The following is a 26,321-nucleotide window of genomic DNA, read 5'->3' on the forward strand; positions in this document are numbered from 1 at the left end:
GGCGGACGGTTCAGGTTTGCTGGAGTATCAGGGCGCAGACGCGCCAGTAGCCCTCGCGGAGATCGCCGGTGAGCTCCAGGTCAAGTTCCCGGCCGTCGGCACCGCCGTCGACCGTGAAGTCGATCCACCGGAACTGTCCCTCGGGAATGACGTCGTCACCCGACCCCGCCACCAAGGCTCCGTCGATCCGGACCATCGTGTTGCCGGAGGCAAACGACGCGTCACCGGTCAGCAGCTGGACGGTGTGCGGACCGGCCGGCACCGCGAGCCTGAGCACCGACGGCTCGCCTCGTGACAGCGTGAAGTCCCGGCGGAGGGCATCGAGCTTGCCCCGGTCACGAAAGTCGACCTCGGTCAACCAGCCGTACCCCTTGACCGGATCCCAGAGGTCGAGCTGAGACAGCCTTTGGTGCGTCGTGAGGAGCGGGGTGCTCGGTCCACCAGAATCGAGCGCGAGCAGGACATCGTCACCGGACGGCACGGAGACCAGCTGCAGCCGCATGGGTGGTCCGAAGATCGGCGCGTCCCCAGCCGTCACCCGCACCTCGCTCATCACCGTACTGGGTCTGTCTGCCGGCGGAGTGATTTGCAGCGCCAAGGTCGTCGAGGCCGATGGCGCAAGAGTTGCCGCGCTGGCGTCGCTGGACCAGCCCGGCGGTGGCGTGATCGCGGCCGTGACCACGACGGCTGTGTCGGTCGAGTTGGTGACCGCGACCTGCAGCGCGTTGGGCCGGCCTCCGATCATCACGTCGGCGGTGATGCCGGTGACCTCCACACCGGGGACTCTCACGGCACCCGGCGTACCGTCCTCGACGACGAACGAGGCAAGCGTGCTGACCGGCGACTGGGAATCGGACGCGTTCGACACCGCCCGGATGTCGGTCCGCCAGCTGTCCCGGGAGACCTCGCAGCGTAGGTAGCCGCGCAGGCTGCCGTTGAAGAACTTCACGTGCGGGTTCGCCGGCAGCGCCTTCACGACGTCGGCGCTCCACGGCGCGCCCGAACTGACAGAGGTGCTGACGAACTCCGTCGCCAGCGTCTCGGAGTCCGGAGCCGCGAAGTCGGCCTTCAGGTCGTTGACCCAGCTCGAGTGCCAGTCACCACTGAGTACGACGGGATTCGACGGCCGGATCCCCGCGATCCCGGACAGGAAGCGATCGCGCGCCGCCGGGTAGCCGTCCCACTGGTCGAGGTTGACCACGACACCGGGGCCGGGGTCGTAGTCGAACTCCGCCATCACGATCTGCTGTGCGACGACGTTCCACTTGGCGGTCGAGTGCGCGAGGCCGTCGAGGAGCCACCGCTCCTGCTCCGGACCCATGACGGTGCGGTTCTCGTCGTACATCTCGGGACACGGCTCCTTGCGGCCGTCGCCGCACGCCTGGTCGTCGCGGTACTGACGGGTGTCCAGGATGCTGAGCTCGGCCAGGTCGCCGTACCTGAACCTGCGGTACAGCAGCATGCCGGCCCCGTCCGGCCGTGCTCGGGCCCGCAGCGGCAGGTGCTCGTAGTACGCCTGGAACGCGCTCGCACGACGCGTGAGGAAGTCCGGGTCGGGCGACTTCGGGGTGTCCCCCGCCCAGTTGTCCTCGACGTCGTGATCGTCGAACACGACGACGAACGGGAAGGCCGCGTGCGCCGCCTGCAGATCGGGCGACGTCTTGTACAGCGCGTGCAGGGCCCGGTAGTCGGCGAGGCTTCTGGTGGTCGAGTTCTCGTAGGTGTAGTCACCGAGATGGAGCACCAGATCGAGGTCTTCGTCGACCATGTTGCGGTACGCCGCGTAGCCGCCACCCACCCATTGCTGGCAGGAAGCGACCGCGAAGCGAAGGCGATCAGGCCGCGATCCCGGCGCCGGTGCCGTCCTGGTCCGGCCGACCGGGCTGATCTCCGGCCCCGCCTTGAAGCGGTAGAAGTACTCCCGGGCCGGCGACAGCCCGTGCACCTCGACGTGGACCGAGTGCGCGAGCTCGGGGACGGCTTTGGCCACACCGCGCTTGACCACCCGCCGCATTCCGGGATCCGTTGCGACCTCCCACTCGACCGCCACTGGCGCCGGCGGCATGCCGGCCGCCTCCGGGTCGATCAGTGGATCGGAGGCAAGGCGCGTCCACAACACCACGCCGTCGGGTTCTGGATCTCCGGACGCGACGCCAAGCGTGAACGGATAGCCCGGCAACCGCACCTCCGCCGCGGCGCTCTCGCCGGACAGCCCCTGCGCTGCCAGAGCAACCGCGGTGGCGCCCATACCGGACATCCTGACGAACTCCCGCCGGGTCACTCGCCGGATCATCTCTTCCGGCCATCGAATCGCAGCAGCACCGCACCGAGCGCCGGGACGCGGAAGTCGACGTGCCCGTCGACCACCCGGCTGTGTCCGGCCCGAGCGTCCTGCCGACTCTCACTGAACTCCCACATCTCGCCCGCGCCCCCCTGCAGGTGCTCGGTCAGATCGGCGGTCACCTCGTGCGCCGTGTCGGTGGCCGAGTTCACCGCCAGCAGCCAGACGTCTCCGTCGTGGTCGCGGGTGGTGATGGCCAAGACGTCCGGCGAGCCAGAGACGCTCTCGTAGGTCACGCGGCCGCCTTGCAGCGCTCGGATCCCCATCCGGAGCGCGTAGTACGTGACCCGGCGGGTGCCGTCCTTCCCGATCAGGTACGCCCGGTTCGGCGCATCGTAGAGATTGACGATGTGGTTGCCGTAGACATACGAGTCCGGACTGGACATCCGGATCAGGTTCTGCAGGATCAGGATTCCGGACGAGATCTGCTGATACGAGTCGCCGCCGTGGTTGTAGACCGGGCCCCACTCCGTCACCCACAACGGCCGATCGGGTTGGCCGGCCGCGTTCATGAGTTGGTGCACCTCGCGGAGGTTTCCGCTCGGGTCGTCGGAGAAGTCGTGGTAGTCGACGGCGTCGAAGGAGTCCGGAACCTTCTCGAGCGCGTCCTTGATCCAGCCGAAGCGTTCGCCGGCGTCGTTGACCGACGTACCGGCCGACACCGGTGCGTAGGTCTGGTACGCCCGATGCGGGAGGAACCGCTGATAGGTGTAGTCGATGGCGTCCTTCGTCAGCCGGACGAAGTCCCAGTAGTCGTCCTCGGTGCCGAGCCAGCCCTGGCCGTCGTGATTCGGTTCGTTGCCGAGTTCCCAGTCGTCGACCCGGTAGTCGTTGCGGACGTTCAGCCAGTAGACACAGGCGAAGACGTGCTGCCACCACTCGTTGCGGCCCTCGGGCGTGTTCGGTGGGTTGAGCGGCGTGGCCCAGTCCGGATCCAGGGTCGCGTTCTGGACCCGCAGCGACACCATCGGCTTGACGTGCGCGTCCTTGAGGCTGCCGAAGATCTGACGCCAGTTGCCCTGCCATCCGTCGCCCGGATTCGTCGCGTACCAGAACGGGCTGCCCTCGGGCGGATGGGTGAAGGCGTTGTCCCACCAGGCCCAGTTGACGACGTTCGGGTCGGACTTGATCTCGTCGATCGTCGGTGAACCGAAGACGCCGTCATCGTCGTCCCATTCCCACGCGTACATGTGACCTTCGTAGAAACGGTAGGTGTTGATGCCGAGATCCTTGAGGTCGCGGATGTCGAAGTTCGTGGTGCCGCGATCGGCGCCGATGTAGCGAGTACTCACTCCCCACGGCTCGCCGGCGACCTTGATCGTCGTCTTCGCGGTGGCGACAGCCGGTGCCGCGGCGGCCGGCAGCGTCGGCAGCAGGACCGCTCCCGACGCGATCGCACTCGCCTTCAGTGCGTCTCTTCGCGAGATCTTGCCAGGCATAGCATCTTCTCCTTCGTCAGAGCGCAGCACGGACCAGACCCTTACCGCTCTTCTCCCAGACGTGCCTGCCGCTACAGCGACCCCGCGATCTCCTGAGCCGGCGAGATCGGGCCACCGGCCATGCCGACCATGTCGGTGAGCACCAAGGCCGCCGCACCGAGCGCACCGCCTCGCGCGCCGAGGCGACCGAGCCGGATCGTCGGTGGCGCGAACGGCAGCCGGCGGTCGGTGACCTCCTGCAGCGGACCGACGATGAAGTCCCCTGCACGCATGGTCGAGCCGCACAGGACCACCAGCGGTGAATCCGTCACACACAAGGTCGCCGCAACCACCGCGCCCAGCCCGCGGCCTACATCGGCCAGTACGTCGGCCATCTGCACGTCGCCCGACAACGCCTCGTCGATCACGACGTCGGCGTCGACGCGCGACAACGGCACGCCACCGAGACGCCTGCGGTTGGACGCACGGAGCCGTCCGACCGCGGCGCGAATGATGGCCGAACAGCCGACCACGTCCGACGCCTTCACCGGTGTCACGCGACCCTTGCCGTCGTTGAGCTCCAGGATCATCCGGCCGACCGCTCCGGCAGCACCGTCGCCGCCGGTGAACAATCGACCGCCGCTGATCACGGCACCGCCCAGACCTTCGTCCACCACCAGGCACAGCAGATCGGTGGCTCCCTGACCGGCGCCGAACAGGTGCTCGCCGACGGCCACCGCATGAGCGCGGTTCTCGGCCACGACAGGGAGCTCGAACCGCTCGGCCAGGAACGCATGCAGATCCAGGCCTGTCCAGCCCGGCGCCTGCTGCGGAAGGAACATACCGGGTCTCGAGCGCTGCATCCGGGTCGGCACGGCAACCCCGAGCCCGGTCACCCGGTCAGGCGTCTCCACCGTCGCGAGGAGCCGACCGACGAGACGTTCCAGAGTCCGCTCGAAGCGCCGTTGTCCGTCCTCGAGGTCACAGTCCGCCGACACCTCACCGTGGATGTGGCCGGACAGGTCCGAGACAACCGCCGAGATGTGATGCCGGTCGACACTCACTCCGGCGGCCAGCAGTCCGTCCATTCTCAGGCCGTACAGGATCGGCCGGCGGCCACCGGACGACTCCCCCTCGCTCACCGGCCGGACCACACCCTCGGTCTCGAAGCCGGCCAGGATCTCCGAGATCGTCGGCACGCTCAGCCCCAGGTCGCGGGCCAGCATCGCCTTGGACAAGTTGCCGTGAGCCCGGAGCCGGCCGAGCACCTGGGCCCGATGCTCGTCCCTGACTCGTCGCACGCCGCCCACTTTCGAAACCCTCCTGAAGAAGTGCGTGCCGACCATGATGCGGGTCCGGCGGACCGTGCGTCAACAGATGCCCAGAGAACGTTTTCTGATGGGGCGGGAAGTTTCCTCCGGTGTTGACGCCTCATTGGGAGGATGTCACCATGATGCGATCTTCTTAAGGACGGTTACAAAAGTGGTCCCGAAGAGTCCCAACATCCTGTTCCTGATGTCCGACGAGCACCGGTACGACGTGGCCGGGTTCGCCGGTGATCCGGTGATCAGGACCCCCACCCTGGACTGGCTGGCCGAGACAGGTGCGGTCTTCGGCAACGCCTACACCCCCTCCCCGGTCTGCATCCCGGCCCGGCAGAGTCTGATGTCCGGGCAGTTGCCGCAGACGAGCGGCTGCCTGCGGTACGGGCAGGATCTGCTCCCTGGGCACGAGACGTTCGCCCGCACGCTGGCCCGGCACGGCTACGCGACAGTTGCCTGCGGCAAGCTTCACCACCGCGGCGCCGACCAGATGCAGGGCTGGACCCGGCGGATCGGCTCCGACACCACCATCGGCGCGGACGCCGTCGACAATCCGGCTTCCGAATTCGCCGAGCGGGTGCCGTCGCTGGCCACCGTGAAGTGGAGCGATGCCAAGGAGGTCAAGCGGGCCGGGATCGGCCGCGGACCGCTGGTGGCACAGGACGAATACACGCTGACCGGCGCGCTGGACTTCATCGAGGAGTTCTTCACCGACCCGTACTACGACCGGCCCAACCGCGAACAGCCCGTGCTGCTCAAGGTCAGCCTGAACCAGCCGCATTACCCGTACTTCGCGGACGAGGAGCGCTTCACGCACTACCTCAACCGCGTCACGCCGTACCTGAACCAACCGGTGTCCGAGCATCCGTTCCTGGCCCAGCGTCAGGTGCGTCCGGGGATCGACGCCACCGAGGTCGAGATCCGCCGGGCCACAGCGGCGTACTACGCGATGGTCGAGAACGTCGACGCCATGTTCGGGCAGGTCCTCAAGGCGCTGCAGCACCAGGGCCAGGACCTGGACGACTGGGTGATCGTGTACACCGCCGACCACGGCGAGATGCTCGGGCAGCACGGCATCTGGGAGAAGCAGAAGTTCTACGAAGCCAGTGCGCGGGTGCCGTTGATCATCCGCTCGCCGCAGCACTTCGGCGGCAGTCACATCGACGCGAACGTCAACCTCTGCGACCTATACGCGACCCTGTGCGAGTTGGCGGCACATCCCGTGCCAGACGGGCTGGACAGCCGCAGCCTGGTCCCGTTGATGCGCGGCGAGCCGGCGGACTGGTCCGACGAATCGGTCTCCCACTTCGGCGACACGAACCTGATGATCAAGCAGGGCCACCTCAAGTACCAGTACTACGGCGAAGCCATGCCCGAGGTGTTGTTCGACCTCCACGCGGATCCGTCGGAGGAACGCGACTTCGTCGCCGCACCCGAGTATCGCGAGGTGCTGGCGCAGTTCCGGAGCAGACGCGCCGCCCTCGGCTACGGCCCGGACGCGGACCCCGGCTACCGCAACGCCGGCTACCCGGAAGTCCAACCGATGGTTCGTGGAAGGAGCTGACCGTGGCATTGACCATCGACAAGAGGCCGGCGGTGAAGTCAGCTCCGCCTGGATCACCGCACTCACTGGGCCGGCTCGCGCGCCTCAAGCGGGACTGGGGCCTGCTCGTGTTCGCGGTGCCCGGCCTGCTGGTCTTCCTGGTCTTCCACTACGTCCCGTTGCTCGGCAACGTGATCGCCTTCAAGGACTACCAGCCGTACCTCGGCGTCCGGCAGAGCCCATGGGTCGGCTTCTCGAACTTCGCACTGATCTTCAGCGGCGATCCCGAGGTGCTCAACGCGCTGAAGAACACGCTCGTGCTGACGGTCCTCCAGGTCGCCTTCGTGTTCCCGGCTCCGATCGTGCTCGCGCTGGTGCTCAACAGCCTGATGTACGAGCCGATCAAGCGGTTCGTGCAGAGCGTCCTGTACATGCCGCACTTCCTGTCCTGGGTGATCGTCGTCGCGATCTTCCAGCAGATCCTCGGGAACGCCGGTCTGCTCAACACCTACCTGCGGCACAAGGGCATCGAGCCGATCGAGATCATCGGCAACCCGGACGCGTTCCGTGCGCTGATCACCTCGCAGGTCATCTGGAAGGACACCGGGTGGGGAACGATCCTGTTCCTGGCCGCGCTGTCACGTGTCGACCAGGAACAGTACGAAGCTGCCTCGGTCGACGGCGCCGGTCCGGCGCGGCAGATGTGGCACGTCACGCTGCCGGCGCTGCGTCCACTGATCATCCTGCTCGGCATCCTGCGCCTCGGCGATTCGCTCAGCGTCGGCTTCGAACAGATCCTGCTGCAACAGGGGGCGGGCACCGAGGTCACCGAGGTCCTCGACACCTACGTCTACCACCACGCCTTCCAGCAGGGCGAGTGGGGCATCAGTGCCGCGGTCGGCCTGGTCAAGGGCGTCGTCGGCCTGGCCTTGGTCCTCGGCGCGAACAAGGTCGCGCATCTCTTCGGAGAGGACGGAGTGTACCGATCGCGATGAACACCACAGCCCGTACGAGGACCAACGGCCGATCGCCCGCGATGGCGCCCGCGTCCGTCCCGATCAAGATTCTCAAGGCCATCGTGCTCCTGATCGCCTGTGGGCTGGTCGTGATGCCGTTCGTCTCGGTGATCTCGACGAGCCTGGCCGACCAGCAGCAGATCACCGACGCCGGTGGCTACGTGCTCCTGCCGGACCGGCCGTCGTTGTCGGCGTACAGCTCGATCCTGGCCGGTGGCGTGGTCGCCCGGGCGCTGCTCGTCAGCGTCGGGATCGCCGTCGTCGGCACGGTTCTCGGCCTGATCGTCACCTCGGCGATGGCCTACTCACTGTCGCGGCCGACGTCCTTCGCGCACAAGCCGATCCTGATGGTCGTCCTGCTCACCATGCTGTTCAGTCCCGGGATCATCCCGAACTACCTGCTGATCAAGCAGTTGGGACTGCTGAACAGCTGGTGGTCGCTGATCCTGCCCGTGCTGGTCACCGGCTTCTCCGTCATCGTGCTGCGCTCGTTCATGATGGGACTGCCGCCGGACATCCTGGAGTCGGCCCGCATCGACGGGGCCAACGACCTGCAGATCTTCGTCCGCATCATCCTCCCGCTGTCCAAGGCCGCCCTCGCCGTCATCGGGCTGTTCTTCGCCGTCGGGTTCTGGAACTCGTGGTTCAACGCCCTGCTCTACATCAACGATCCGTCGAAGTTGCCGCTCCCACTGGTGCTCCGCACGTACGTCGTCGACAATGCGCGGCTCGGTGCGGAGCAGCTGTCCGGAGAGGCCGGCGTACTGCCGCCGACCCAGTCGCTCCAGATGGCCATCCTCGTCATCTCGCTGATCCCGATCCTGCTCGTCTGCCCCTTCCTGCAGCGCCATTTCACGAAGGGCGTTCTGGTCGGCGCCGTCAAAGGCTGAGCCGTCGTCCACCGCCGGCTTCGAAAGGAGAACCCATGTCCGAATCAATGAGTCGCCGTACCCTTCTCCGGCTGATGGGAGGAACCGCGGCCGCCGCCATTGCCGGCCCGACCCTCAGCGCCTGCTCCAGCTCCCCCGCCACGAGCCAGCAACAGCAGAACTCCGGGGTCCAGCTCCCGTCGTACATCCCGTATCAGGGGGTCAAACCGGACCTGGCGCCGACGAAGGACGGCGTGATGTCGGGCTTCCTGCGCTACCCCGCGACTCCGATCGTCGGGATCCCGGACCGGCCGGGCACGGGCTCGGAGGAACTGACCGCCTTCATCCAGCAGTTCCGGCCGATCCCACCGGCGGCGTCGAGGAACGAGTACTGGCGCAACGTCAACGACAAGCTCGGCGTCACCCTGAACCTGCAGATGGTGCCGAGCGCGAACTACGCTGACAAGCTGCCGACCGTGCTCAGCGGCGAACTGCCGGACTTCACGATGATCGTCAACACGCCCAACATGCCGCAGTTGCTGGACGCCAAGTGCCAGAACCTCAGCGAGTTCCTGGCCGGCGACGCGATCAAGGACTACCCGATGCTGGCCAACCTGCGCCCGGAGGCCTGGCGCACAACAGCCTTCAACGGCGGGATCTACGGCATCCCGATCCCCCGGGAGCGGGTCGGTGTCATCTGGTTCACCCGCGTCGACATCGTCAAGGCGCACGGCCTGAATCCGGCGCCGGCGACGTTCGCCGAGTTCAAGGAGCTGGCGAAGGGCGTCACCAACCCGAAGGAGAACCGCTGGGCGTTCCACGGCGCGCCCGGAGTTCGCGACCTGATCCTGCGGATGATGGGAGCTCCGGTCGGTTGGCAGGAGGAGGGCGGCAAGTTCACCTCGATCAACGAGCTGGACCAGACCAAGCAGGCGATCAGCGACACCCGGGAACTGGTCAAGGCCGGCTACTTCCATCCCGACACGTTCACCCAGGGTGCGCCGTTCAAGGACTGGATCGGCGGCGGACGCGTCGTGATGGTCGCCGACAACTACTCCGCCTGGCCCCAGTACGTCACCCAGAACGTGAAGCCGGGCTCCCCTGTGCAGTTCGACGGCATGCTGCCGCCGAAGTACGACGCGAGCTCGACGCCGAACCTGGGGCGCGGAGTTCCGTCGTTCAGCACGACCGCGTTCAAGAAGACCGACGACAAGGAGCGGATCAAGCTGATGCTCCGGGTCGCGAACTACCTCGCTGCGCCGTTCGGCACCCAGGAGTACCTGATCAACCGGTACGGCAAAGAGGGCGTCGACTACACCATGGTGAACGGCGACCCGATCCTGACCAGCAAGGGCGAGGTCGAGCACACCGCCGAGTTCTACCGGATCGCCGACGCACCCTGGCCGCTGTACGAGCCCGGTCACCCCGAGGAGACCAAGAAGGAGCACGCCTACCAGGTCAAGGCGGTGCCGATGACGCTGGCCAACCCGGCGGATGCCCTGTACTCCGAGACCTACAACCGCAAGCGGAACACGCTGAACAAGCTGCTCGACGACGCGCTCGCCGACGTCCTTCAGGGCCGCAAGGAGCTGGCGGCCTGGGACGACGCGATGGACCGCTGGCGCAAGCAGGGCGGCGATCAGGTCCGCAAGGAGTACGAAGAGGCCTTCGCCGCGTCCAAGTGACCGGTCAGAGCAGGTCGGCTCCGGAGGTGGGATCCGCCTCCGGGGCCGGGACCGGCTGCACCGATCGGCGGTCGCCGCTGGTCAGATCCGCGCGGATCTCGCCGCGCAGCGTGAGCACCGTCTGGAGTACGCCGAGCAGGATCACCGTCGCGATGATCGCGAAGATCTGCCGGTAGCTGAGCAGACTGACGAGCAGGCTGCCCAGCGCGAGCGAGATCGCCTGCGGCGTCGACACGAGCACCTCCACCGCGGTCGAGACCCGGCCGATCAGATGGCCCGGCGAACGCCGTTGCATCAGCGTCGTGAAGGCGACGAACGTCCACGGCAGACCGACTCCGCAGATGCCCGCACCGACGAGGACCAGGACGATGCTCGGCGCGGCCGCGCAGACGATCGTTGCGACGGCCAGTGCGGTCAGGCCGAGTGCGCAGGTGGCGATCTCACCGAGGCGGCGTACGGCGCGGCTCGCGGTGAGACCACCGATGACCGCGCCGACGCCTTGGCAGGTCACGAAGACGCCGGAGAAGGTCGGCGGCTTGCCGAAGGCGTCCATCAGCGCATAGATCGACGACTCGAAGAAGCCGATGACCAGGATCGAGATCGCGAGCCCCAGCAGGACGTGGCGGAGGATGCGGTCGTTGATCAGGAACCGGACGCCCTCGAGGACGTCTTCTTTGAAAGTGTGCTTCGCCGGCGCGGGCGTCTCGGCGATCTTGATCGTCGCGATCAGCAGTCCGGCGATGACGAACGTGGCGGCGTCGACGACCGCGACCAGCCAGCCGCCCGTGGTCGCGAAGATCGCGGCCCCGACCAGTGGACCGAACAGCCGGTAGCCCTCCTTGATCGTGGCCAGGCTCGAGTTCGCGTCGACCAGGAGTTCCTCGGGCAGCAGGTCCTTGAGCAGCCCGTTGAGGGCCGCCGGGAGTACGACGAACGAGACGCCGTACAGGAAGGCGACGACCCAGATCAGCCAGACGTCGTTCGCGTCCCGCACGAGCACCAGCGGGAGGACCGCGGCCGCGCTCGCGAAGTTGCCCCAGACAAGGATCGCCTTGCGGGGCAGCCGGTCCACCCAGACGCCGAGCAGCGGCGCACCGAGCGCCGGCAGCACCATGAAGAAGAAGGTCAGGCCGGCCATCGCGTTCGAGCCGGTGAGCGTCTTCACCCACATGCTCAGCACCAGCAGCATCACCGAGTCGCCGAGCATCGACGTACTCAGCCCACTGAAGAGGCGGGGGAACCCGGGCTGCGCGAACAGTTTCCTCATGCCGGCTCAACCCCCGGGAAGTACGTCAGGACGCCCCACGCGACGAATTCACACGGCCGCGCGCCGGGTGGTCGCTGTTGCGGTTCGGTCAGTCGCTCCACAAAGCGGTCCAGGACGGCATTGATCGCCTCGTTCATCTCCTTGAGCTCGTCCGCGGTCAGCCACGCGACCATTTCGGTGTTGCTGTGCGCCGCGCGCCATTCCTCGGACTCCTCCGGCGCGCGCTGCTGGGACTCCCGCAGCCGGTCCATCGCGCGGCCCATCGTCACCTCGGACAGCGCCTGCGCAGCCCGACGCCCGTCGATCGACGCCGTGGAGTGCTCGTCGTCCCAGCGGAAGCCGAGTCCGGGGACCTTCCACGGCCGCTGCCGGCCCTTCCCGCCCTCGGCCTCCTCGACGAACCCGTGCTGCGCCAGCTTGCGCAGGTGCCACGAGCAGTTGGCCGGCGTCTCGTCGAGCCGGTCAGCCAGCTCGGTCGCGGTCAGCGGTCCGCTGATCGACAGCAGCTCGACGATCGCCATCCGCACCGGATGGGCCAGGGCGTTGAGCTCACGGGGGTCGCTGAGGCGACGATGCGGCGTCGGCATGCGTCGAAAGTACTCTTTCGAAAGAGTTGTTGCAACACCCTCAGCGTCCCCCTCCCAGTTCCCTGCATTTCAGTGGTTGACCAGGCAGATGGTGGGTTTGCCACCGTGATTCCGGGTGGCAAACCCACCATTTGGCTGGTCAACCAGCCAGATGAGGTCGCGGCTGGGCGCAAAGAAGTCGCCCGCCGCGGATACGCGGCGGGCGAGGGGCGAGCGGCGAGTCAGGCCGGGAGGTGGGACTCGATGGCAGTGACGATCTCGGCGGACTCCGGCTCGGTGCGGGGGCGGAAGCGGGCGGCGACCGTGCCCTCCGGGGTGATCAGGAACTTCTCGAAGTTCCACTGGATGTCACCGGCCTCGCCGTCGGCGTCCGGCGTCAGGGTCAGCTCGGAGTACAGCGGGTGCCGGCCCTCGCCGTTCACCTCGAGCTTGTCCAGCATCGGGAAGGTGACGCCGTACGTGGTCGAGCAGAAGGTGGAGATCTCGTCCGCCGTACCCGGCTCCTGGCCGCCGAACTGGTTGCAGGGGGCACCGAGCACCGTGAAGCCGCGGGCGCCGTACTGCTTCTGCAGGTTCTCCAGGCCCTCGTACTGCGGGGTCAGGCCACACTTCGACGCGACGTTCACGACCAGGACGGTCTTGCCCTTGTAGTCAGCGAGCGAGGTCGCCGCGCCGGCGAGCGTGGTCAGCGGGATGTCGTACAGGCTCATGCGGATCCTTCGGAGGTTGGGAGGTGACGGGAGAGGAAGTCTGCGGTACGCCGCCAGGCCAGCTCGGCGGCCTCGGCGTGGTGGAAGGCGGGCAACGGGTTGTCGAACGCGTGACCGGCATCGGGATACCGATGGATCTCGGCGTCACCCAGGGAGGGAATGACCTCGTCGGCGTGCAGGTACGTGTCGGCGTCGCCGAAGTGGTGCAGGCTCGTCGCCTGAACCTTCGGCGCCAGCTCGAGCAGGGTCGGCAAGGACGAGCCGTAGTAGCTCACCAGGACATCCGGCGAGGAGACGGCCGCGACGTTGAACCCGAGCCCGCCGCCGAAGCAGAACCCGAGTACGCCGGTGCCGTGGCCGCGCCCGCGCAGGTACTCCAGCGCTGCCACGGAGTCCGAGACCGCGAGATCCCAGTCGAGCCGTTGCAGGATCCCCATCGCGCGCTGGAGCAGATCGGGTGCGGACTCGTCCAACTCGGTGTGGTCGAGCCGCCAGTAGATCTCCGGCGCGATCACGTAGTACCCGAGCGCGGCGAGATCCGCGCCGCGCTGCTTGATGTAGTCGGAGACCCCGAAGATCTCCTGGAGGAGCAGCAGCCCGGGCGCCTCACCGCCGGCGGCGCCCCACTCGTGGACTGGCATCAAACCTGAACCGGTATCGATCTCCAAGGTCACACGGTGAAGCGTACTGGCTGTCAGATACGCCCCTACCGAACTTCCACGGCCTCCGTGTGGATCGGGGTGGGCGCGGGAGCCGGGGCCGGCATCCAGAGTTTGCACTCGGTGATGGCGGCGGTCAGCAGGTTGTACAGCCGGTCGTCGGGGTCCGGCACACAGGCCTGCGAGATGCCTTCCACCGCGCAGGACACAGCGCGTGGCGCGGTCCGCTTGGCGAAGTCCGGCGTACCCCGATGGGCCCTTGCGGTGAAGGATCGCGCCCACTTGGTCGCGGCCGGGACCGCCTCCAGGACCGCCTGCGAGTCGGGCTCGAGGTCGTCCAGCGGCCGCCCGTCCAGTGCGGCGAGTCGCCTCTCCCCCACCAGCAGCGCCACTGCGAGGATGTACTGCCGCTCCTGCGACACCACCGGCAGCGCGTGCTGGATACAGCGGGCGGTCACCCGCGGTACGACGTGTGGATCGTCGGGAGTCAACCCGATCACGGATGGGATCAGCGGCGCCAGCCGGGTCCGGCCGGCGTCCGTCGTGCAGTCGTTGACGTCGCGCGCCACGCCTGCCAGCAGCGGATGCGTACAGGCCGGGTGGTCCGACCATGGCTCGCCTGCCAGGTAGGAGGCGAACTCCATGAAGCAGGCACCCTTGCGCGGGTTGCGGTGTTTGCCCCGGCTCAGCACCGGCACGGAGAGATCAGCATTGTTCATGAACGGCTCCAGACACACGGACCTTGCCACCAGCATGCGCCGAATCGCGCCGGTGCGCCACGGGTTGTGGTCTGCGTGAGCACCCGGTTGTGCGCTGTGAGCAGCCGCACAGGCGTGGCTGCTTGGGGAGTTCTGTTACCGACGGGTAGCATCGAGGTAGCTTTCCCGACCCCAGAGGAGGGCCCCTGTGCCCCGTGAGAACAGCCCCCGTGAGATCCGCGATGTCGTGTTCGTCGACGGCGTTCGCACTCCGTTCGGCAAGGCGAAAGGTCAGTACGCCGAAACTCGCGCGGACGACCTCGTGATCAAGTGCATCCGGGAGCTGCTGCGGCGGAACCCGGAGCTCCCGCCGGAGCGGGTGGACGAGGTCGCGATCGCGGCCACCACCCAGATCGGCGACCAGGGCCTGACCATCGGCCGGACCGCGGCCCTGCTGGCCGGCCTGCCGAACACCACCCCCGGTTACGCCATCGACCGGATGTGCGCGGGCGCGATGACCGCGGTCACCACGACCGCCTCGGGCATCGCCTTCGGCGCGTACGACGTGGTCGTCGCCGGCGGGGTCGAGCACATGGGCCGGCACCCGATGGGCGAGGGCGTCGACCCGAACCCCCGCATCATCGCCGAGAAGCTGGTCGACACGTCCGCACTGGTGATGGGCTCGACCGCCGAGAACCTGCACGACCGCTTCCCCGGCATCACCAAGGAGCGCGCCGACGCCTTCGCCGCCGCGTCCCAGGAGAAGGCCGCCAAGGCGTACGCGAACGACCTGATCCAGCCGGACCTCGTCCCGATCGCGACCCGGTCGGCCGAGCAAGGCTGGGGTTACGCGGCCACCGACGAGCCGATGCGACCGGGCACCACGGTCGAGGACCTGGCCACGCTGAAGACGCCGTTCCGCCCGCACGGCCGGGTCACCGCCGGCAACTCGGCCGGCATCAACGACGGCGCGACCGCCTGCGTGCTGACCTCCGCCGAGGCCGCCGCCGAACTCGGCCTGACCCCGAAGATGAAGCTGGTGTCCTACGGTTTCGCCGGCGTCGAGCCCGAGGTGATGGGCGTCGGCCCGATCCCGGCCACCGAGAAGGCGCTGAAGCTCGCCGGGCTGACCATCGACGACATCCAGGCGTTCGAGGTCAACGAGGCGTTCGCCGTCCAGGTGATCGCGTTCCTGGAGCACTACGGCATCGCCGACGACGACCCGCGGGTCAACCCGTACGGCGGCGCGATCGCGTACGGCCACCCGCTGGCGTCGTCCGGCGTCCGGCTGATGAACCAGCTGGCCACGCAGTTCGAGCAGCGGCCCGAGGTCCGCTACGGCCTGACCACGATGTGTGTCGGCCTGGGCATGGGTGGAACGGTCATCTGGGAGAACCCGAACTGGGAAGGGAACGCGGCCGCATGAAGCTGCAGGAACTGATCGACTCCGCTGTTGCGCTCTCCGACGACGAGGTCGTCACCTTCGCGCACTCCCGTGACGTCGTACTGCCGGGCAAGGCGGGCACGATGGCGCTGATCACGCTCGACAACGGGCACGACCACACCAAGCCGAACACGTTCGGCCCGAAGGGTCTGGCGTCGCTCAACACCGCGATCGACGCAGCGCTCGCGCGTGACGACATCGCCGCGATCGGTGTCACCGGCAAGCCGTTCATCCTGGCTGCCGGTGCGGACCTGACCGGTGTACCGAAGTTGACCGACCGGGAGCAGGCGCTGAACCTGGGCCGGATCGGGCACGGCGTGATGCGCAAGCTGGTCGACGGCGGCAAGCCGTCGTTCGCGTTCGTGAACGGCGTCTCGCTGGGTGGCGGTCTCGAGGTCGCGCTGCACGCCACCTACCGCACCGTGTCGGCCGCGGCCGGCGTGCTCGCGACGCCCGAGGTCTTCCTCGGCCTGATCCCGGGCTGGGGCGGCAACTTCTTGCTGCCGAACCTGATCGGTGCGGACAAGGCGGTCAAGGTCGTGGTCGAGAACGCCCTGAACCAGAACAAGATGCTGACCGGGCCGGAGGCGGTGAAGTTCGGCATCGGCGACGTACTGCTGGACTCGGCCGACTTCCTCGAGCAGTCGCTGAGCTGGGCGAGCAAGGTGCTCGCCGGGGCGATCACGGTCGACCGGCCGGTGATCGACCGGGGCGAGGCGTGGGACACGGCTGTTGCCCGGGGCAAGGGGTTCGCCGATCTCAAGGTGAGCGGCGCGGCGCCGGCGCCGTACCGGGCGCTCGAGCTGATCGCCGCGGCAAAAGACAACGACCGCGACCGTGGGTTCGCGGCCGAGGACGAGGCGCTCGCTGATCTGATCATGAGCGAGGAGCTGCGCAGCGGCCTGTACGCGTTCGACCTGGTGAACAAGCGGGCCAAGCGCCCGGCCGGAGCGCCGGACAAATCGCTGGCCCGCCCGGTCACGAAGGTCGGCGTCGTCGGCGCCGGTCTGATGGCCGGCCAGCTGGCCCTGCTGTTCGTCCGTCGCCTCGAGGTGCCCGTCGTACTGACGGACCTGGACCAGGAGCGGGTGGACCGCGGGGTCGGGTATGTGCACGGTGAGATCGACAAGCTGCTCGGCAAGGGCCGGATCCGTCCGGACAAGGCGAACCAGTTGAAGGCGCTGGTCACCGGGGCGGTGGACCGGGCCGTGTTCGCGGACGCCGACTTCGTGATCGAGGCGGTCTTCGAGGAACTGCAGCTGAAGAAGACGATCTTCGCCGACCTGGAGAAGATCATCCGGCCGGACGCAATCCTGGCGACGAACACCTCGTCCCTGTCGGTGACCGAGATGGCCGCGGATCTGGAGCGCCCGGAGCGGGTCGTCGGCTTCCACTTCTTCAACCCGGTCGCCGTCCTGCCGCTGCTCGAGATCATCCGGGCGGATCGGACCGACGACGCTTCGCTGGCGACTGCGTTCGCGGTGGGCAGGACGCTGAAGAAGTCTTGTGTGCTGGTGAAGGACGCGCCCGCCTTTGTGGTGAACCGGCTGCTGACCCGCTTCCTGGGTGAGGTCAGCGCGGCGGTCGACGAAGGTACGCCGATTCCTGAGGCGGACAAGGCGTTGTCGGCGCTCGGGCTGCCGATGCCACCGTTCGTGCTGCTGCAGCTTGTTGGTCTGCCGGTGGCGTTGCACGTCGCGGAGACGATGAACCGGGCGTACCCGGAGCGGTTCTCGGTGTCGGAGAACCTGGCCAAGGTGGTTGCCGCGGGCAAGAGCTCGTTCTACCTGTGGCCCGAGGGCAAGCCGGTCGTCGACCCGGAGGTCGCCGCGCTGGTGACGGTCGGCTCCACCCCGTCAACCCCGGACGAACTCCGCACCCGGGTGCTGACGGCGCTGGCCGAGGAGATCCGGATCATGCTGGACGAGGGTGTTGTCGCGGAGGCGCAGGACATCGATCTGTGCCTGCTGCTCGGCGCCGGCTGGCCGTTCCACCTCGGCGGCGTCACGCCGTACCTGGACCGCTCAGGCATCGCCGAAAAGGTCAACGGCACTCGCTTCCTCCCCAAGGGCACCGCCAGCCTGACCTGACCGTTGGGGCCGTCGCAGGAACCTTCTAACCCTTGAAGGATTTCGCGGCGGCAACCAGCTGGGCTGGGGTCTTGCCGGTGTGCTTCTTGAGGATGGTGGCGAAGGCGGCCTGGGTGGTGTTGTGCTGGGCCAGGTCGGTGTAGAGGGCGGCTAGTTTCTTCTCACCCAGTTGGTGCTCCAGGTACGACGTGATCCACCAGCTCTGGCCGTAGGCGCGGTCGCCGTCGGCGTTGAACTCGGCTTGGCCGGGAAGGACCTTCATCGACGGCAGGTACTTGGTGCGGACCGTCTTGCGGTAGGGGTCGACGGTCCACTTCGGGTCGTCCTCGATGGAGGCGGCGCGGACGTACTCAGCGATGCCTTCGACCAGCCAGAGTGGTGCGCGGGTGCCGAGGCGCAGCGTGGCGACGTGCGTCATCTCGTGCACGAGCAGATCCTGGTCGAGCTCCTTGCGGACCGCCGGGTTGACCACGATCCGGCTACTCACCGGCGCGGTCTGGTGGTGCGTCCAGGGATCGCCGTCGTACAGGCTGACCGCCTTGGCGGCGATGGTCCAGCCACTGCCGGCGCCGGACGTCCACAGGATCGAGAGCACCTGCGACTCGGACATCGCGACCACCATGACGGCACCGTTCCACGGCCGCGGCCAGTGCCTCCGGACGCCGTCGACGGCTCCTTGGGACGCCTTCGCGATCTTGTCCCCCCGCGCCTTCTCGCCGCGATCGACCACGACGACAACCTTGCCGCGGCGAACCACGGCCACCGGGCCGAAGTCCCACGGCTGCCGATGCCCGTCGGGGCTGAGGGTCTCGTCGATCGCGTTGTCCGCGACCAGGACCCACGCAGTACCGCGCCGGACGAAGGTGTACCCGACGTCGGTCTGCACCGGCTTGGCGTCCAGCCCGGTCAGCTGGTACCGCATCATCACCCGGGTCGAGAACGTCGTCGGTCCGTACCGCGCCACCTGCGCGGGAGCCGGCCGTTCGTCGCCGACGAAGTACGTCAGGCTGGTGAACGCGAACTGGCGCAGGTTCGTGAACAGGGTCCGCTGTTTCGCCACCAGTTGCGGCTGCTTCGGATCGACCGCCGCGAGGAAGCCCATGACGTCGCCCTTCAGGACCGCCGTGGAGCGCCGCGCGAGGACCGCGTCGACCTCTCGCTTGCGAACCACCTTCTGCGCGTCGGTGAGATCGCCCGGCGGCGTCGCCTCGACCGCCGCCGCGCTGCTACCCGGCGTCGACCCACCGTGCTGGAGCCGGACCACCACGACGGTCGCGCTCGCGGCGAGCGCCAGCACGGCAACGCCTGCGAACAGGCGTCTCGGGTGTTTCATGCCGGGGTCCCCTCTGATGGTCGGCTGATCCTACCGCCCGCCGACCATCAGAGCAGGTAGCCTACTGCTCAGGCTTTGGTGACCTCGCCGGTCCGCTCCTCGATGCCGACCCGGCTCTTGCGGTAGCCGTAGGCGAAGAAGACGATGAAGCCGAGGATCATCCAGATCACGAACCGCAGCCAGGTCTCGATCGACAGGTTCAGCATCAGGTAGAAGCAGATCAGCGCGGCCAGGATCGGGATCACCGGGTTGCCCGGCACCCGGAAGGAGCGCTGGATGTCCGGCCGGCTCTTGCGCAGCAGCGGTACGGCGATCGACACCAGCGTGAACGCGGCCAGGGTGCCGATGTTCACCATCTCCTCCAGCTTCCCGATCGGGGTCACGCCGGCCACGATCGCGACGATGATGCCGATCGCGATCGTCAGGCGGTACGGCGTACCCCACTTGGGGTGCGTCTTGCCGAGCTGACGCGGCATCAGGTGGTCGCGGCTCATCGCGAACACGACGCGGGCGGCGCCGATCATCAACGTCAGGACGACGGTGGTCAGACCGGCGACCGCACCCGCGGAGATGAGGGTCGCGAAACCGCTGCGCCCGACCGAACGGAACGCTTCGGCCAGCGCTGCCTCGCCGCTGATGTCGGTGTAGTTGACCATGCCGGTGATGACGATGCAGACGAGCACGTAGAGCACGGTGCAGATCGCCAGCGAGCCGATGATGCCGCGGGGCAGGTCGCGCTGCGGGTTCTGCGCCTCCTCGGCGGTGGTCGCGACCACGTCGAACCCGATGAACGCGAAGAACACCAGCGACGCACCCGAGACCAGACCCATCACCCCGAACGTCGACGGCGTGAAGCCGAAGATGGCCTGGAACAGCGGCGTAGTGGCGGTGACGTCACCGTTGGGTGCCGGGACGCTCGGCGGGATGAACGGCGACAGGTTCGAGCCCTTGACGTAGAAGAGGCCGGCGATGATCACGAACAGGACCACGAACAACTTGATTGCCACCAGCACCAGGTTGACCCGCAGCGACTCCTTGATACCGATCGTCGCCAGCGTCGCCAGGACCAGCACCAGCAACATCGCCAGCACGTTCACGTTGCTGTCCGGCCCGATCGAGTCGGGCCAGCCCAACCCGATCTGATCCAGGAACAGCGCGGCGTACGTCGACCAGCCCTGGGACACAACGCTTGCCCCGAGCATCAGTTCGAGCAGCAGGTCCCAGCCGATGATCCAGGCGAAGATCTCGCCCAGGGAGAAGTACGAGAACGTGTAGGCCGATCCCGACACCGGCACGGTCGACGAGAACTCGGCGTAGCACAACGCGGCGAGCGTGCAGCAGATCGCGGCCAGGACGAACGAGAGGGCGATACTCGGCCCGGCGTACAGCTTGGCCGCGCGGCCGGTCAGCGTGAAGATACCGGCACCGATGATGACGCCGATTCCGAAGACGGTCAGATCGATGGCGGTCAGGCGTTTCTTGAGCTGGTACTCCGGCTCGTCGGTGTCAGCTATCGATTGCTCGATCGTCTTCTTCCGCAACAGACTCAATCTGCTCGCCTCCTCGCAATGGACGGAACTCTCCGAGCGTGCCTCTCTGACACCGCGAGGTCAAACCGCCACTCAGCGTGGCGGTTCGTAGTCTTGGAGTGCCACCCACAGGGTGGCTTCGGTGAGGCCGCTGCGGCTGAGCAGGATCCGGTCCCGGGACGCCTGGTCGGTGCCGTGCTTGGCCATGTCCTCGTACAGTTCCTCGACCATCGGGAGCCCGATCCGCTGGACCAGGAAGCGCACCGCGAGCCAACTCACGCCGTACACGTCGGCCGAGTTCTGGTAGAAGCCGGCGTCGCTCGGCAGCGAGGTCAGCGCGGGCATCGCGTCGTCGATGACCTCCTGCTCCCACTTGCCGACCTCGCCCGGACCGCTGATCGCCTCGATCCCCCGCCACGACACGTACTCCGCCGCGCCTTCGGCCAGCCACAACGGCTCGTACCCACCGAGGTCGGCCGTGGCCACGTGGGTGATCTCGTGCGACAGCAGGATCTCGTCGACCCGGTCGCGCTCGTTCGGATTGATCACGATGTACGAGCCGGCGACCGTACCGTCGGCGGTGTCCTGCCCGGGCAGCGAGGAGAACGTCGTCCCCGCGCTCGCGGCCGACTCGATGTCCTCGTCGGCGAAGCGCGCGTCCCGTACGTCGGTCTCGTCGAGTGCGATCACGAACACCGACCCACGCCACGCCCGCGGCCAGTACGACGTCACCTCGCCGATCGCCTCACGGGCCTCGGCGGCGATCGACTGGCCGCGCTTGGCGTCGCCCTTCTCGACCGCGACCAGGACCCGCGGCGACCGCAGTACCTCGATCCGTCCGAGGTCCCACGCCTCCTTGTGCGCGCCCGGCCCGAGATCCTTGTCCAGATCGTCGTCGTCGGTGAGCACCCAGTGCCCGCCCCGGGCGACGAAGGTGTAGCCGAGCTCGGTCGTCACCGGCGTGACGTCGACGTTCGGGATCTGGTAGCGCATCAGGACCCGGACCAAGTACGTCGTCCCGCTGTGTGCGTGGACCGCGGATTCGTCGAAGCGTTCCTCGGCCTGGCTGTAGCCGAGCTCGCTGAACCCGATCTCGACCAGGTTCGCGAACAGCACCTTCTGCGCGGCGCGGAGCCTGGTGTTGGTGGGGTCGAGGTCCTGCAGGAAGAGTGCCTCGTTCACGGTCTGCACGGCCCGGGCCCGGCGGAGCAGGATCGTGTCGACGGCGACCCGGCGGGCGGCGGTCGCCGCCGCGGTCTTCGACGGTGGCTTGGTGCCCTGGTTCGGGCCTGGCTGGGTCGCGACCACTCGCGCCTGGGCGTCCTGGTTCCGCTCTTCAACGGTGTAGGCCACACCGCCCGAGACCAGCGCGACCGCAACCAGCAGCCCCACCCAGCGGCGGGGGCCTGGCGGCGGAACCTGAGCGCCTGGCGGTTCGGCGCTAGGGATGGTCGCACTCACTTCGGGTCATTCCTCCGAGTACCCGTCAGTCCAGCCCGGCTACCCTACTCGGTTCCCCGCATTCCACCACCGACACGCCGATGGCGGTGTCTCATGGTCCCGCGCCGTCGCGAGCAGGTGCTCGGTGCGGTGCATCGTCGTGCTGGAGTGAAGGCCTCGATGTGGATCCATCGTGGCCTTTGCTCCAGTGCGGCGAGGTGCCGTGCCGAGTGCCGCGCAGTAGGCGCGGGATCATGAGACACCGCCTAAGCTGCGGCGGCAGCCTTCAGGGCTTGGAAGAGACCGGCCTCGGTGATGCCGACGTGTTCGAGCATGATGCGGTCGCGCTCTGCCTGCGTCGAGCCGAGCGCGGCCAACTCCTGGTAGAGCGTGCCGACCTCGGTGCCGCCGAACCGGGTGAACAGATAGTCGACCGCCAGCCAGGCCATCGGGTACGAACTGTCGGCGTGCTGGAAGAAGACCGCGTCAGCCGGCAGGCTGTTCGCCTTGGCCAGGTACTTCGTCCGCACGTCCTGCCTGAACTTCCCCAGCGCCAGGTCCTCCGCGCCGTCCATCGGCAGATATTCGACGTACGTCGCCGCGCCCTCGACCATCCAGCGCGGGGCATGGGCGCCGTACGGCGCGGTGGCGACGTGGGTGAACTCGTGCGCCAGGGTGCGGGCGTCGACCTTGGCCCGGTTGCGCGGGTTCACGACGACGTACGAGTCGGCCCGCTGGCCCTCGCCGGTGACCTCACCGGGCAGCGTGCGGTAGACCCAGGTGGCCATCGCGATCGCGTCCTCGGCGTTCTTCGGCACGGTGTAGTCGGCGCCGCGGACGATCCTGTCGTCGAGCGCGATCACCACGCCGGAGCCGTTCCAGCCGCCGGGCCAGCTCTTGGTCACCGCCTTCACCGCGCCGCTCGCCATACCGGTCAGGCGCGTCGCGAGCTGGTCCTGCCCCTTCTCCACCACCACGAGCACGCGCGGCGCGCGCTTGACCAGCACTTCACCCGTGTCCCACGCCTCCTGATGCGAACCGCGGGGAAGCCGCTTGTCCAGGTCGCTGTCCGAGACCAGCAGCCAGCGGCCGGTCTGCGTCTCGGTGAACGTGTAGCCGAGCATCGCCCGGACCGGCACGGTGTCGATGCCGCGGATCTGGTACGTCATCGCGATCGCGACCAGGTACGTCGACGGGCCGTACTTCCTGGTGATGGCGTCGTCGTACTGCTGGGACAACTGCTGGTAGGCGAGCCGGGCGAAGCCGAACTGCCGCAGGTTGCTGTACAGCGTGGTCTGACGCGCGACGAGGCCCTTGTTGCCGGGATCGACGTCGGCCACGAACGCCTTCTGGTCCGACTGCAGGACAGCCTGCGCGCGCTTCTTGAGGACCTGGTCGACGGCAGCAGCACGCGCGGCCAGGTCGATGTCCGGTGTCCTCGGCGCAGCCTGGTCACTGCCGTCGGCCTGCTCCGTGGACCGGTGCAGGGCAAGTCCACCGGCGACGGCCACAACGACAAGGATCAGGGAGAGCAGCAGCGGCCAGACGCGGGTCCGCCGTCGAGCGGCGGCGTGACGGCTCCGCGGCGGTGCGGTATGCCGCCCTGTGTCAGGCACTGTCCGGCTCGGCCATCATCCGGGCATGATCCGGCTCAGGCGCTCCCCGGGCGACCGCTCGCCCGGTCCGGCTCGCTCATCGCGTCACCGTGGTGCTTTGCGATCAGCTCGGTGATGTCCCGGGCCAGGTCCTGCCCGGTGAGTCCGATCTCCTGCAGGACGGCGGGACGCTTGGCGTGGTCGAGGAACTTCTGCGGGATGCCGAAGTCGCGGACCGGCGTCTTCACCGCCGCGTCGCGGAGCGCCTGGGCGATCATCGATCCGCAACCGCCGGCCCGGCCGTTGTCCTCGATCGTCACCACCAGCTTGACCGTCCCGGCCAGCTCGATCAGCTTCGGGGCGACCGGCTTCACCCACCGCGGGTCCACCACGGTGACGCCGAAGCCCTGCGCCTCCAGGCGGCCGGCGACGTCCATCGCCGTGGCTGCCATCGCGCCGATCCCGACCAGCAGGACGTCGGAGCCGGACCGCTTCAGCACGTCCAGACCGCCGATCCGGTCGATCGCGTCGATGTCCGGGAACACCTCACCCTTGGCAAAGCGCAGTACGGTCGGCGCGTCCGACACCTCGACCGCCTCGTTCAGCAGCTCCTCGAGCCGCTTGCCGTCGCGGGGCGCGGCGAGGCGAAGGCCGGGGACGACCTGGAGGATCGACATGTCCCACATGCCGTTATGGCTCGGGCCGTCGTCGCCGGTGATCCCCGCGCGATCCAGCACGAAGGTGACGCCGAGCTTGTGCAGCGCGACATCCATCAGGACCTGGTCGAAGGCCCGGTTCAGGAACGTCGAGTACAGCCCGACGACCGGGTGCAGGCCGCCCAGCGCGAGACCGGCGGCGCTGGTCACCGCGTGCTGCTCGGCGATGCCGACGTCGAAGATCCGGTCCGGGAACTCCGCCGCGAACGCGGCCAGGCCGGTCGGGTGCAACATGGCCGCAGTAATCGCCACCACGTCCTGGCGGCGGTGACCGATCCGGATCATCTCGTCGGCGAACACGTCCGTCCAGCCGCGCGGCTTGTTGACCGGGCGGATCTGGTGGAAGTTGTCCTCCTCGTCCTGCTCGGCGGCGGCGTACCCGAAGCCCTTCTGGGTCACCGCGTGCACGATCACCGGACCGCCGAACGCCTTGGCGCTGCGGAGCGCGTCCTCCATCGCCTCGCGGTCGTGACCGGCGACGGGACCGACGTACTTGAGGCCGAGGTCCTCGAACATGCCCTGCGGGGCGAGCATGTCCTTCAGGCCCTTCTTCACGCCGTGCAGCACCTCGTACATCGGCGGGCCGACGTACGGCGTCCGGGCCAGGTTCTTCTTGATCAGGTCGAGGACCTTCTCGTAGCGCGGGTTGGTGCGCAGGCTGGTCAGGTGCGTGGCCAGGCCGCCGACGGTGTCGCTGTAGGAGCGGCCGTTGTCGTTGACGATGATGATCAGCTTGAGGTCCTTGGCGGCGGCGATGTTGTTCAGCGCCTCCCAGGCCATGCCGCCGGTCAGGCCGCCGTCGCCGATCAGCGCGACCACGTGCCGGTCCTCCTTGCGCAGCCGGTAGGCCTTGGCCAGGCCGTCGGCGTACGAGAGGGCGGTCGAGGCGTGGCTGTTCTCGATGATGTCGTGCTCGGACTCGGCCTGGCTCGGGTACCCGCTCAGGCCGCCCTGCTGACGGAGCGTGTCGAACTTCGGCGCCCGGCCCGTGACCAGTTTGTGCACGTACGCCTGGTGACCGACGTCGAAGACGAGCCGGTCGTGGGGCGAGTCGAACACCCGGTGCATCGCCAGGGTGATCTCCACCATGCCCAGGTTCGGACCGAGGTGACCGCCGGTCCGCGACACCGTCTCGACCAGGACATCCCGGATCTCTGTCGCCAGATCGGTAAGCTCCTGCGCGGTCAGCTTCTTGAGGTCCGCCGGCCCTCCGACCGTCTCCAGCACGCGCATCGAGCTCCTCCCGCGTCATCCTCGAATGCTTGAGTCTATGCACCGACCGCCCGGAATCCGAACTCGATAGCGGGCACCGGGCCAATCTCACACTCCAAGACGCCGGCTGCGTGTGCATTGTTCGCGGTGGTGTGCGTCTCACTTACAGTGATCGCATGCAGCCAGACCGGGGCGGTGAAGCGGGGCAGGTATGAAAACAGTGAGGACGCTGTTCCAGAAGTACGACGGACAGCCGCATCGCCTGGTGGAAGCGGTCCGGCTGGGTGAGGACGAGCACGGCCTCTGGGTCGGGTCGGTGCCGGGCCAGCGCGGCCGTCGCGCCGACGGCACCTGGGTCTCCATCGATCACCACCGGGTCCGGCTGTTCCCGCACGGCCAATGGTGGAGCGCCCTGTTCAACGACGACCCGCACCAGACCCGGATCTACTGCGACGTGACCATGCCGGCCGAGTTCGGCGTCGACACCGTCACCACCGTCGACCTCGACCTCGACATCCGCCTGATGCGCGACGGCACAGTGCGCGTGATGGACGAGGACGAATTCCGTCAGCACCAGGTCAAGTACAACTACCCGCCGCAGGTCGTCGCCACCGCCCAGGCCACCTGCGACTGGCTGGCCGCCCACATCACCACCACGGAACCCTTCGCCTCGGCGTACCTGCCGTACCTGGAGCAGATCCGCGCGCTCAACCAGACCCCTGAGCAGACCACTTGAGCGCACACCAACCGGCCCCCACCGGCTAGGAGCCCCCCTGAGCCGGCAAGGGCCGATCAACGGCGCCGGCCTCGTGTAAGCCGACCGGACCATGCTCGAACACCAAGCGTG

20 protein-coding genes are annotated in these 26,321 nt (G+C 67.9%); 7 read left to right on the forward strand and 13 right to left on the reverse strand.

Features of this window, described 5'->3' with window-relative positions:
* Positions 1 to 10: 10 nt before the first annotated feature.
* The 3 genes from E0H75_RS15575 to E0H75_RS15585 all read right to left on the reverse strand — a co-directional run bounded on the left by E0H75_RS15575 (position 11) and on the right by E0H75_RS15585 (position 5,060).
* Entirely contained in the window at positions 11 to 2,248 is a 2,238-nt protein-coding gene (locus tag E0H75_RS15575; protein ID WP_238163040.1) for an alkaline phosphatase D family protein, read from the reverse strand.
* 41 nt (positions 2,249 to 2,289) lie between these two features.
* On the reverse strand, positions 2,290 to 3,780 hold the full coding sequence (locus E0H75_RS15580) for a hypothetical protein (protein WP_131514271.1): 1,491 nt from the start codon (positions 3,778 to 3,780) through the stop codon (positions 2,290 to 2,292).
* A gap of 71 nt (positions 3,781 to 3,851) precedes the next feature.
* Entirely contained in the window at positions 3,852 to 5,060 is a 1,209-nt protein-coding gene (locus tag E0H75_RS15585) for an ROK family transcriptional regulator (protein WP_165553772.1), read from the reverse strand.
* Positions 5,061 to 5,157: 97 nt separating this feature from the next.
* On the opposite strand from E0H75_RS15585, the gene E0H75_RS15590 reads away from it, so the two are divergent.
* Genes E0H75_RS15590 through E0H75_RS15605 form a run of 4 tightly spaced genes read left to right on the forward strand, consistent with a single transcriptional unit; the run spans position 5,158 to position 10,194 of the window.
* Entirely contained in the window at positions 5,158 to 6,645 is a 1,488-nt protein-coding gene (locus tag E0H75_RS15590) for a sulfatase-like hydrolase/transferase (protein ID WP_272948912.1), read from the forward strand.
* Positions 6,646 to 6,647: 2 nt separating this feature from the next.
* Positions 6,648 to 7,619, forward strand: coding sequence for an ABC transporter permease (locus E0H75_RS15595; RefSeq protein ID WP_238163041.1), 972 nt, complete (start codon positions 6,648 to 6,650; stop codon positions 7,617 to 7,619).
* On the forward strand, positions 7,616 to 8,530 hold the full coding sequence (locus E0H75_RS15600; protein ID WP_131514274.1) for a carbohydrate ABC transporter permease: 915 nt from the start codon (positions 7,616 to 7,618) through the stop codon (positions 8,528 to 8,530). The genes E0H75_RS15595 and E0H75_RS15600 overlap by 4 nt, the downstream gene beginning before the upstream one ends.
* A gap of 35 nt (positions 8,531 to 8,565) precedes the next feature.
* Positions 8,566 to 10,194, forward strand: a complete 1,629-nt coding sequence (locus E0H75_RS15605) for a type 2 periplasmic-binding domain-containing protein (protein ID WP_131514275.1) — start codon at positions 8,566 to 8,568, stop codon at positions 10,192 to 10,194.
* Between the two features lie 4 nt (positions 10,195 to 10,198).
* Here E0H75_RS15605 and E0H75_RS15610 read toward each other — a convergent pair whose 3' ends face one another.
* The 5 genes from E0H75_RS15610 to E0H75_RS15630 all read right to left on the reverse strand — a co-directional run bounded on the left by E0H75_RS15610 (position 10,199) and on the right by E0H75_RS15630 (position 14,136).
* On the reverse strand, positions 10,199 to 11,461 hold the full coding sequence (locus tag E0H75_RS15610) for an MFS transporter (RefSeq protein WP_131514276.1): 1,263 nt from the start codon (positions 11,459 to 11,461) through the stop codon (positions 10,199 to 10,201).
* Entirely contained in the window at positions 11,458 to 12,048 is a 591-nt protein-coding gene (locus E0H75_RS15615; RefSeq protein ID WP_131514277.1) for a winged helix-turn-helix domain-containing protein, read from the reverse strand. Before E0H75_RS15615 ends, E0H75_RS15610 begins: the two co-directional genes overlap by 4 nt.
* A 221-nt stretch (positions 12,049 to 12,269) precedes the next feature.
* A complete protein-coding gene (locus tag E0H75_RS15620; protein ID WP_131514278.1) occupies positions 12,270 to 12,758 on the reverse strand; it encodes a glutathione peroxidase in 489 nt (162 codons plus the stop codon).
* Positions 12,755 to 13,432: a dienelactone hydrolase family protein gene (locus E0H75_RS15625; RefSeq protein ID WP_131514279.1), complete on the reverse strand. Its 678-nt coding sequence runs from the start codon at positions 13,430 to 13,432 to the stop codon at positions 12,755 to 12,757. The genes E0H75_RS15620 and E0H75_RS15625 overlap by 4 nt, the downstream gene beginning before the upstream one ends.
* A 32-nt stretch (positions 13,433 to 13,464) precedes the next feature.
* The gene (locus tag E0H75_RS15630) at positions 13,465 to 14,136 is read right to left on the reverse strand and encodes a hypothetical protein (protein ID WP_131514280.1); all 672 of its coding nucleotides are present in this window, start codon (positions 14,134 to 14,136) and stop codon (positions 13,465 to 13,467) included.
* 187 nt (positions 14,137 to 14,323) lie between these two features.
* On the opposite strand from E0H75_RS15630, the gene E0H75_RS15635 reads away from it, so the two are divergent.
* Together E0H75_RS15635 and E0H75_RS15640 are read left to right on the forward strand one after the other, a co-directional pair.
* Positions 14,324 to 15,541, forward strand: coding sequence for a thiolase family protein (locus E0H75_RS15635; RefSeq protein ID WP_131514281.1), 1,218 nt, complete (start codon positions 14,324 to 14,326; stop codon positions 15,539 to 15,541).
* A complete protein-coding gene (locus E0H75_RS15640) occupies positions 15,538 to 17,649 on the forward strand; it encodes a 3-hydroxyacyl-CoA dehydrogenase NAD-binding domain-containing protein (protein ID WP_131514282.1) in 2,112 nt (703 codons plus the stop codon). Before E0H75_RS15635 ends, E0H75_RS15640 begins: the two co-directional genes overlap by 4 nt.
* 25 nt (positions 17,650 to 17,674) lie before the next feature.
* On the opposite strand, the gene E0H75_RS15645 is transcribed toward E0H75_RS15640, so the two are convergent.
* The 5 genes from E0H75_RS15645 to dxs all read right to left on the reverse strand — a co-directional run bounded on the left by E0H75_RS15645 (position 17,675) and on the right by dxs (position 25,495).
* Positions 17,675 to 18,982 carry a peptidase MA family metallohydrolase gene (locus E0H75_RS15645; protein ID WP_131514283.1) on the reverse strand — a complete coding sequence of 436 codons (1,308 nt, stop codon included), beginning with the start codon at positions 18,980 to 18,982 and terminating at the stop codon, positions 17,675 to 17,677.
* A 68-nt stretch (positions 18,983 to 19,050) separates the two neighbouring features.
* Positions 19,051 to 20,532 carry an amino acid permease gene (locus tag E0H75_RS15650; protein ID WP_131514284.1) on the reverse strand — a complete coding sequence of 494 codons (1,482 nt, stop codon included), beginning with the start codon at positions 20,530 to 20,532 and terminating at the stop codon, positions 19,051 to 19,053.
* Positions 20,533 to 20,604: 72 nt separating this feature from the next.
* On the reverse strand, positions 20,605 to 21,972 hold the full coding sequence (locus tag E0H75_RS15655) for a hypothetical protein (protein WP_131514285.1): 1,368 nt from the start codon (positions 21,970 to 21,972) through the stop codon (positions 20,605 to 20,607).
* Between the two features lie 245 nt (positions 21,973 to 22,217).
* On the reverse strand, positions 22,218 to 23,567 hold the full coding sequence (locus tag E0H75_RS15660) for a gluzincin family metallopeptidase (RefSeq protein ID WP_131514286.1): 1,350 nt from the start codon (positions 23,565 to 23,567) through the stop codon (positions 22,218 to 22,220).
* A gap of 35 nt (positions 23,568 to 23,602) precedes the next feature.
* Positions 23,603 to 25,495, reverse strand: coding sequence for a 1-deoxy-D-xylulose-5-phosphate synthase (dxs, locus tag E0H75_RS15665; protein ID WP_131514287.1), 1,893 nt, complete (start codon positions 25,493 to 25,495; stop codon positions 23,603 to 23,605).
* A 190-nt stretch (positions 25,496 to 25,685) separates the two neighbouring features.
* On the opposite strand from dxs, the gene E0H75_RS15670 reads away from it, so the two are divergent.
* Complete coding sequence (locus E0H75_RS15670) at positions 25,686 to 26,210, forward strand: DUF402 domain-containing protein (protein WP_131514288.1); 525 nt, start codon at positions 25,686 to 25,688, stop codon at positions 26,208 to 26,210.
* Positions 26,211 to 26,321 lie beyond the last annotated feature (111 nt).

The sequence above is a fragment of the Kribbella capetownensis genome, assembly GCF_004331485.1.
GTDB lineage: Bacteria > Actinomycetota > Actinomycetes > Propionibacteriales > Kribbellaceae > Kribbella > Kribbella capetownensis.

Coding starts and splice junctions, on each gene's coding strand:
- E0H75_RS15615 (WP_131514277.1), bottom strand. CDS start 12,048: ATGCCGACGCCGCATCGTCGCCTCAGCGACCCCCGTGAGCTCAACGCC.
- E0H75_RS15575 (WP_238163040.1), bottom strand. CDS start 2,248: ATGGGCGCCACCGCGGTTGCTCTGGCAGCGCAGGGGCTGTCCGGCGAG.
- E0H75_RS15630 (WP_131514280.1), bottom strand. CDS start 14,136: ATGAACAATGCTGATCTCTCCGTGCCGGTGCTGAGCCGGGGCAAACAC.
- E0H75_RS15590 (WP_272948912.1), top strand. CDS start 5,158: ATGGGGCGGGAAGTTTCCTCCGGTGTTGACGCCTCATTGGGAGGATGT.
- E0H75_RS15620 (WP_131514278.1), bottom strand. CDS start 12,758: ATGAGCCTGTACGACATCCCGCTGACCACGCTCGCCGGCGCGGCGACC.
- E0H75_RS15645 (WP_131514283.1), bottom strand. CDS start 18,982: ATGAAACACCCGAGACGCCTGTTCGCAGGCGTTGCCGTGCTGGCGCTC.
- dxs (WP_131514287.1), bottom strand. CDS start 25,495: ATGCGCGTGCTGGAGACGGTCGGAGGGCCGGCGGACCTCAAGAAGCTG.
- E0H75_RS15580 (WP_131514271.1), bottom strand. CDS start 3,780: ATGCCTGGCAAGATCTCGCGAAGAGACGCACTGAAGGCGAGTGCGATC.
- E0H75_RS15610 (WP_131514276.1), bottom strand. CDS start 11,461: ATGAGGAAACTGTTCGCGCAGCCCGGGTTCCCCCGCCTCTTCAGTGGG.
- E0H75_RS15640 (WP_131514282.1), top strand. CDS start 15,538: ATGAAGCTGCAGGAACTGATCGACTCCGCTGTTGCGCTCTCCGACGAC.
- E0H75_RS15670 (WP_131514288.1), top strand. CDS start 25,686: ATGAAAACAGTGAGGACGCTGTTCCAGAAGTACGACGGACAGCCGCAT.
- E0H75_RS15600 (WP_131514274.1), top strand. CDS start 7,616: ATGAACACCACAGCCCGTACGAGGACCAACGGCCGATCGCCCGCGATG.
- E0H75_RS15605 (WP_131514275.1), top strand. CDS start 8,566: ATGTCCGAATCAATGAGTCGCCGTACCCTTCTCCGGCTGATGGGAGGA.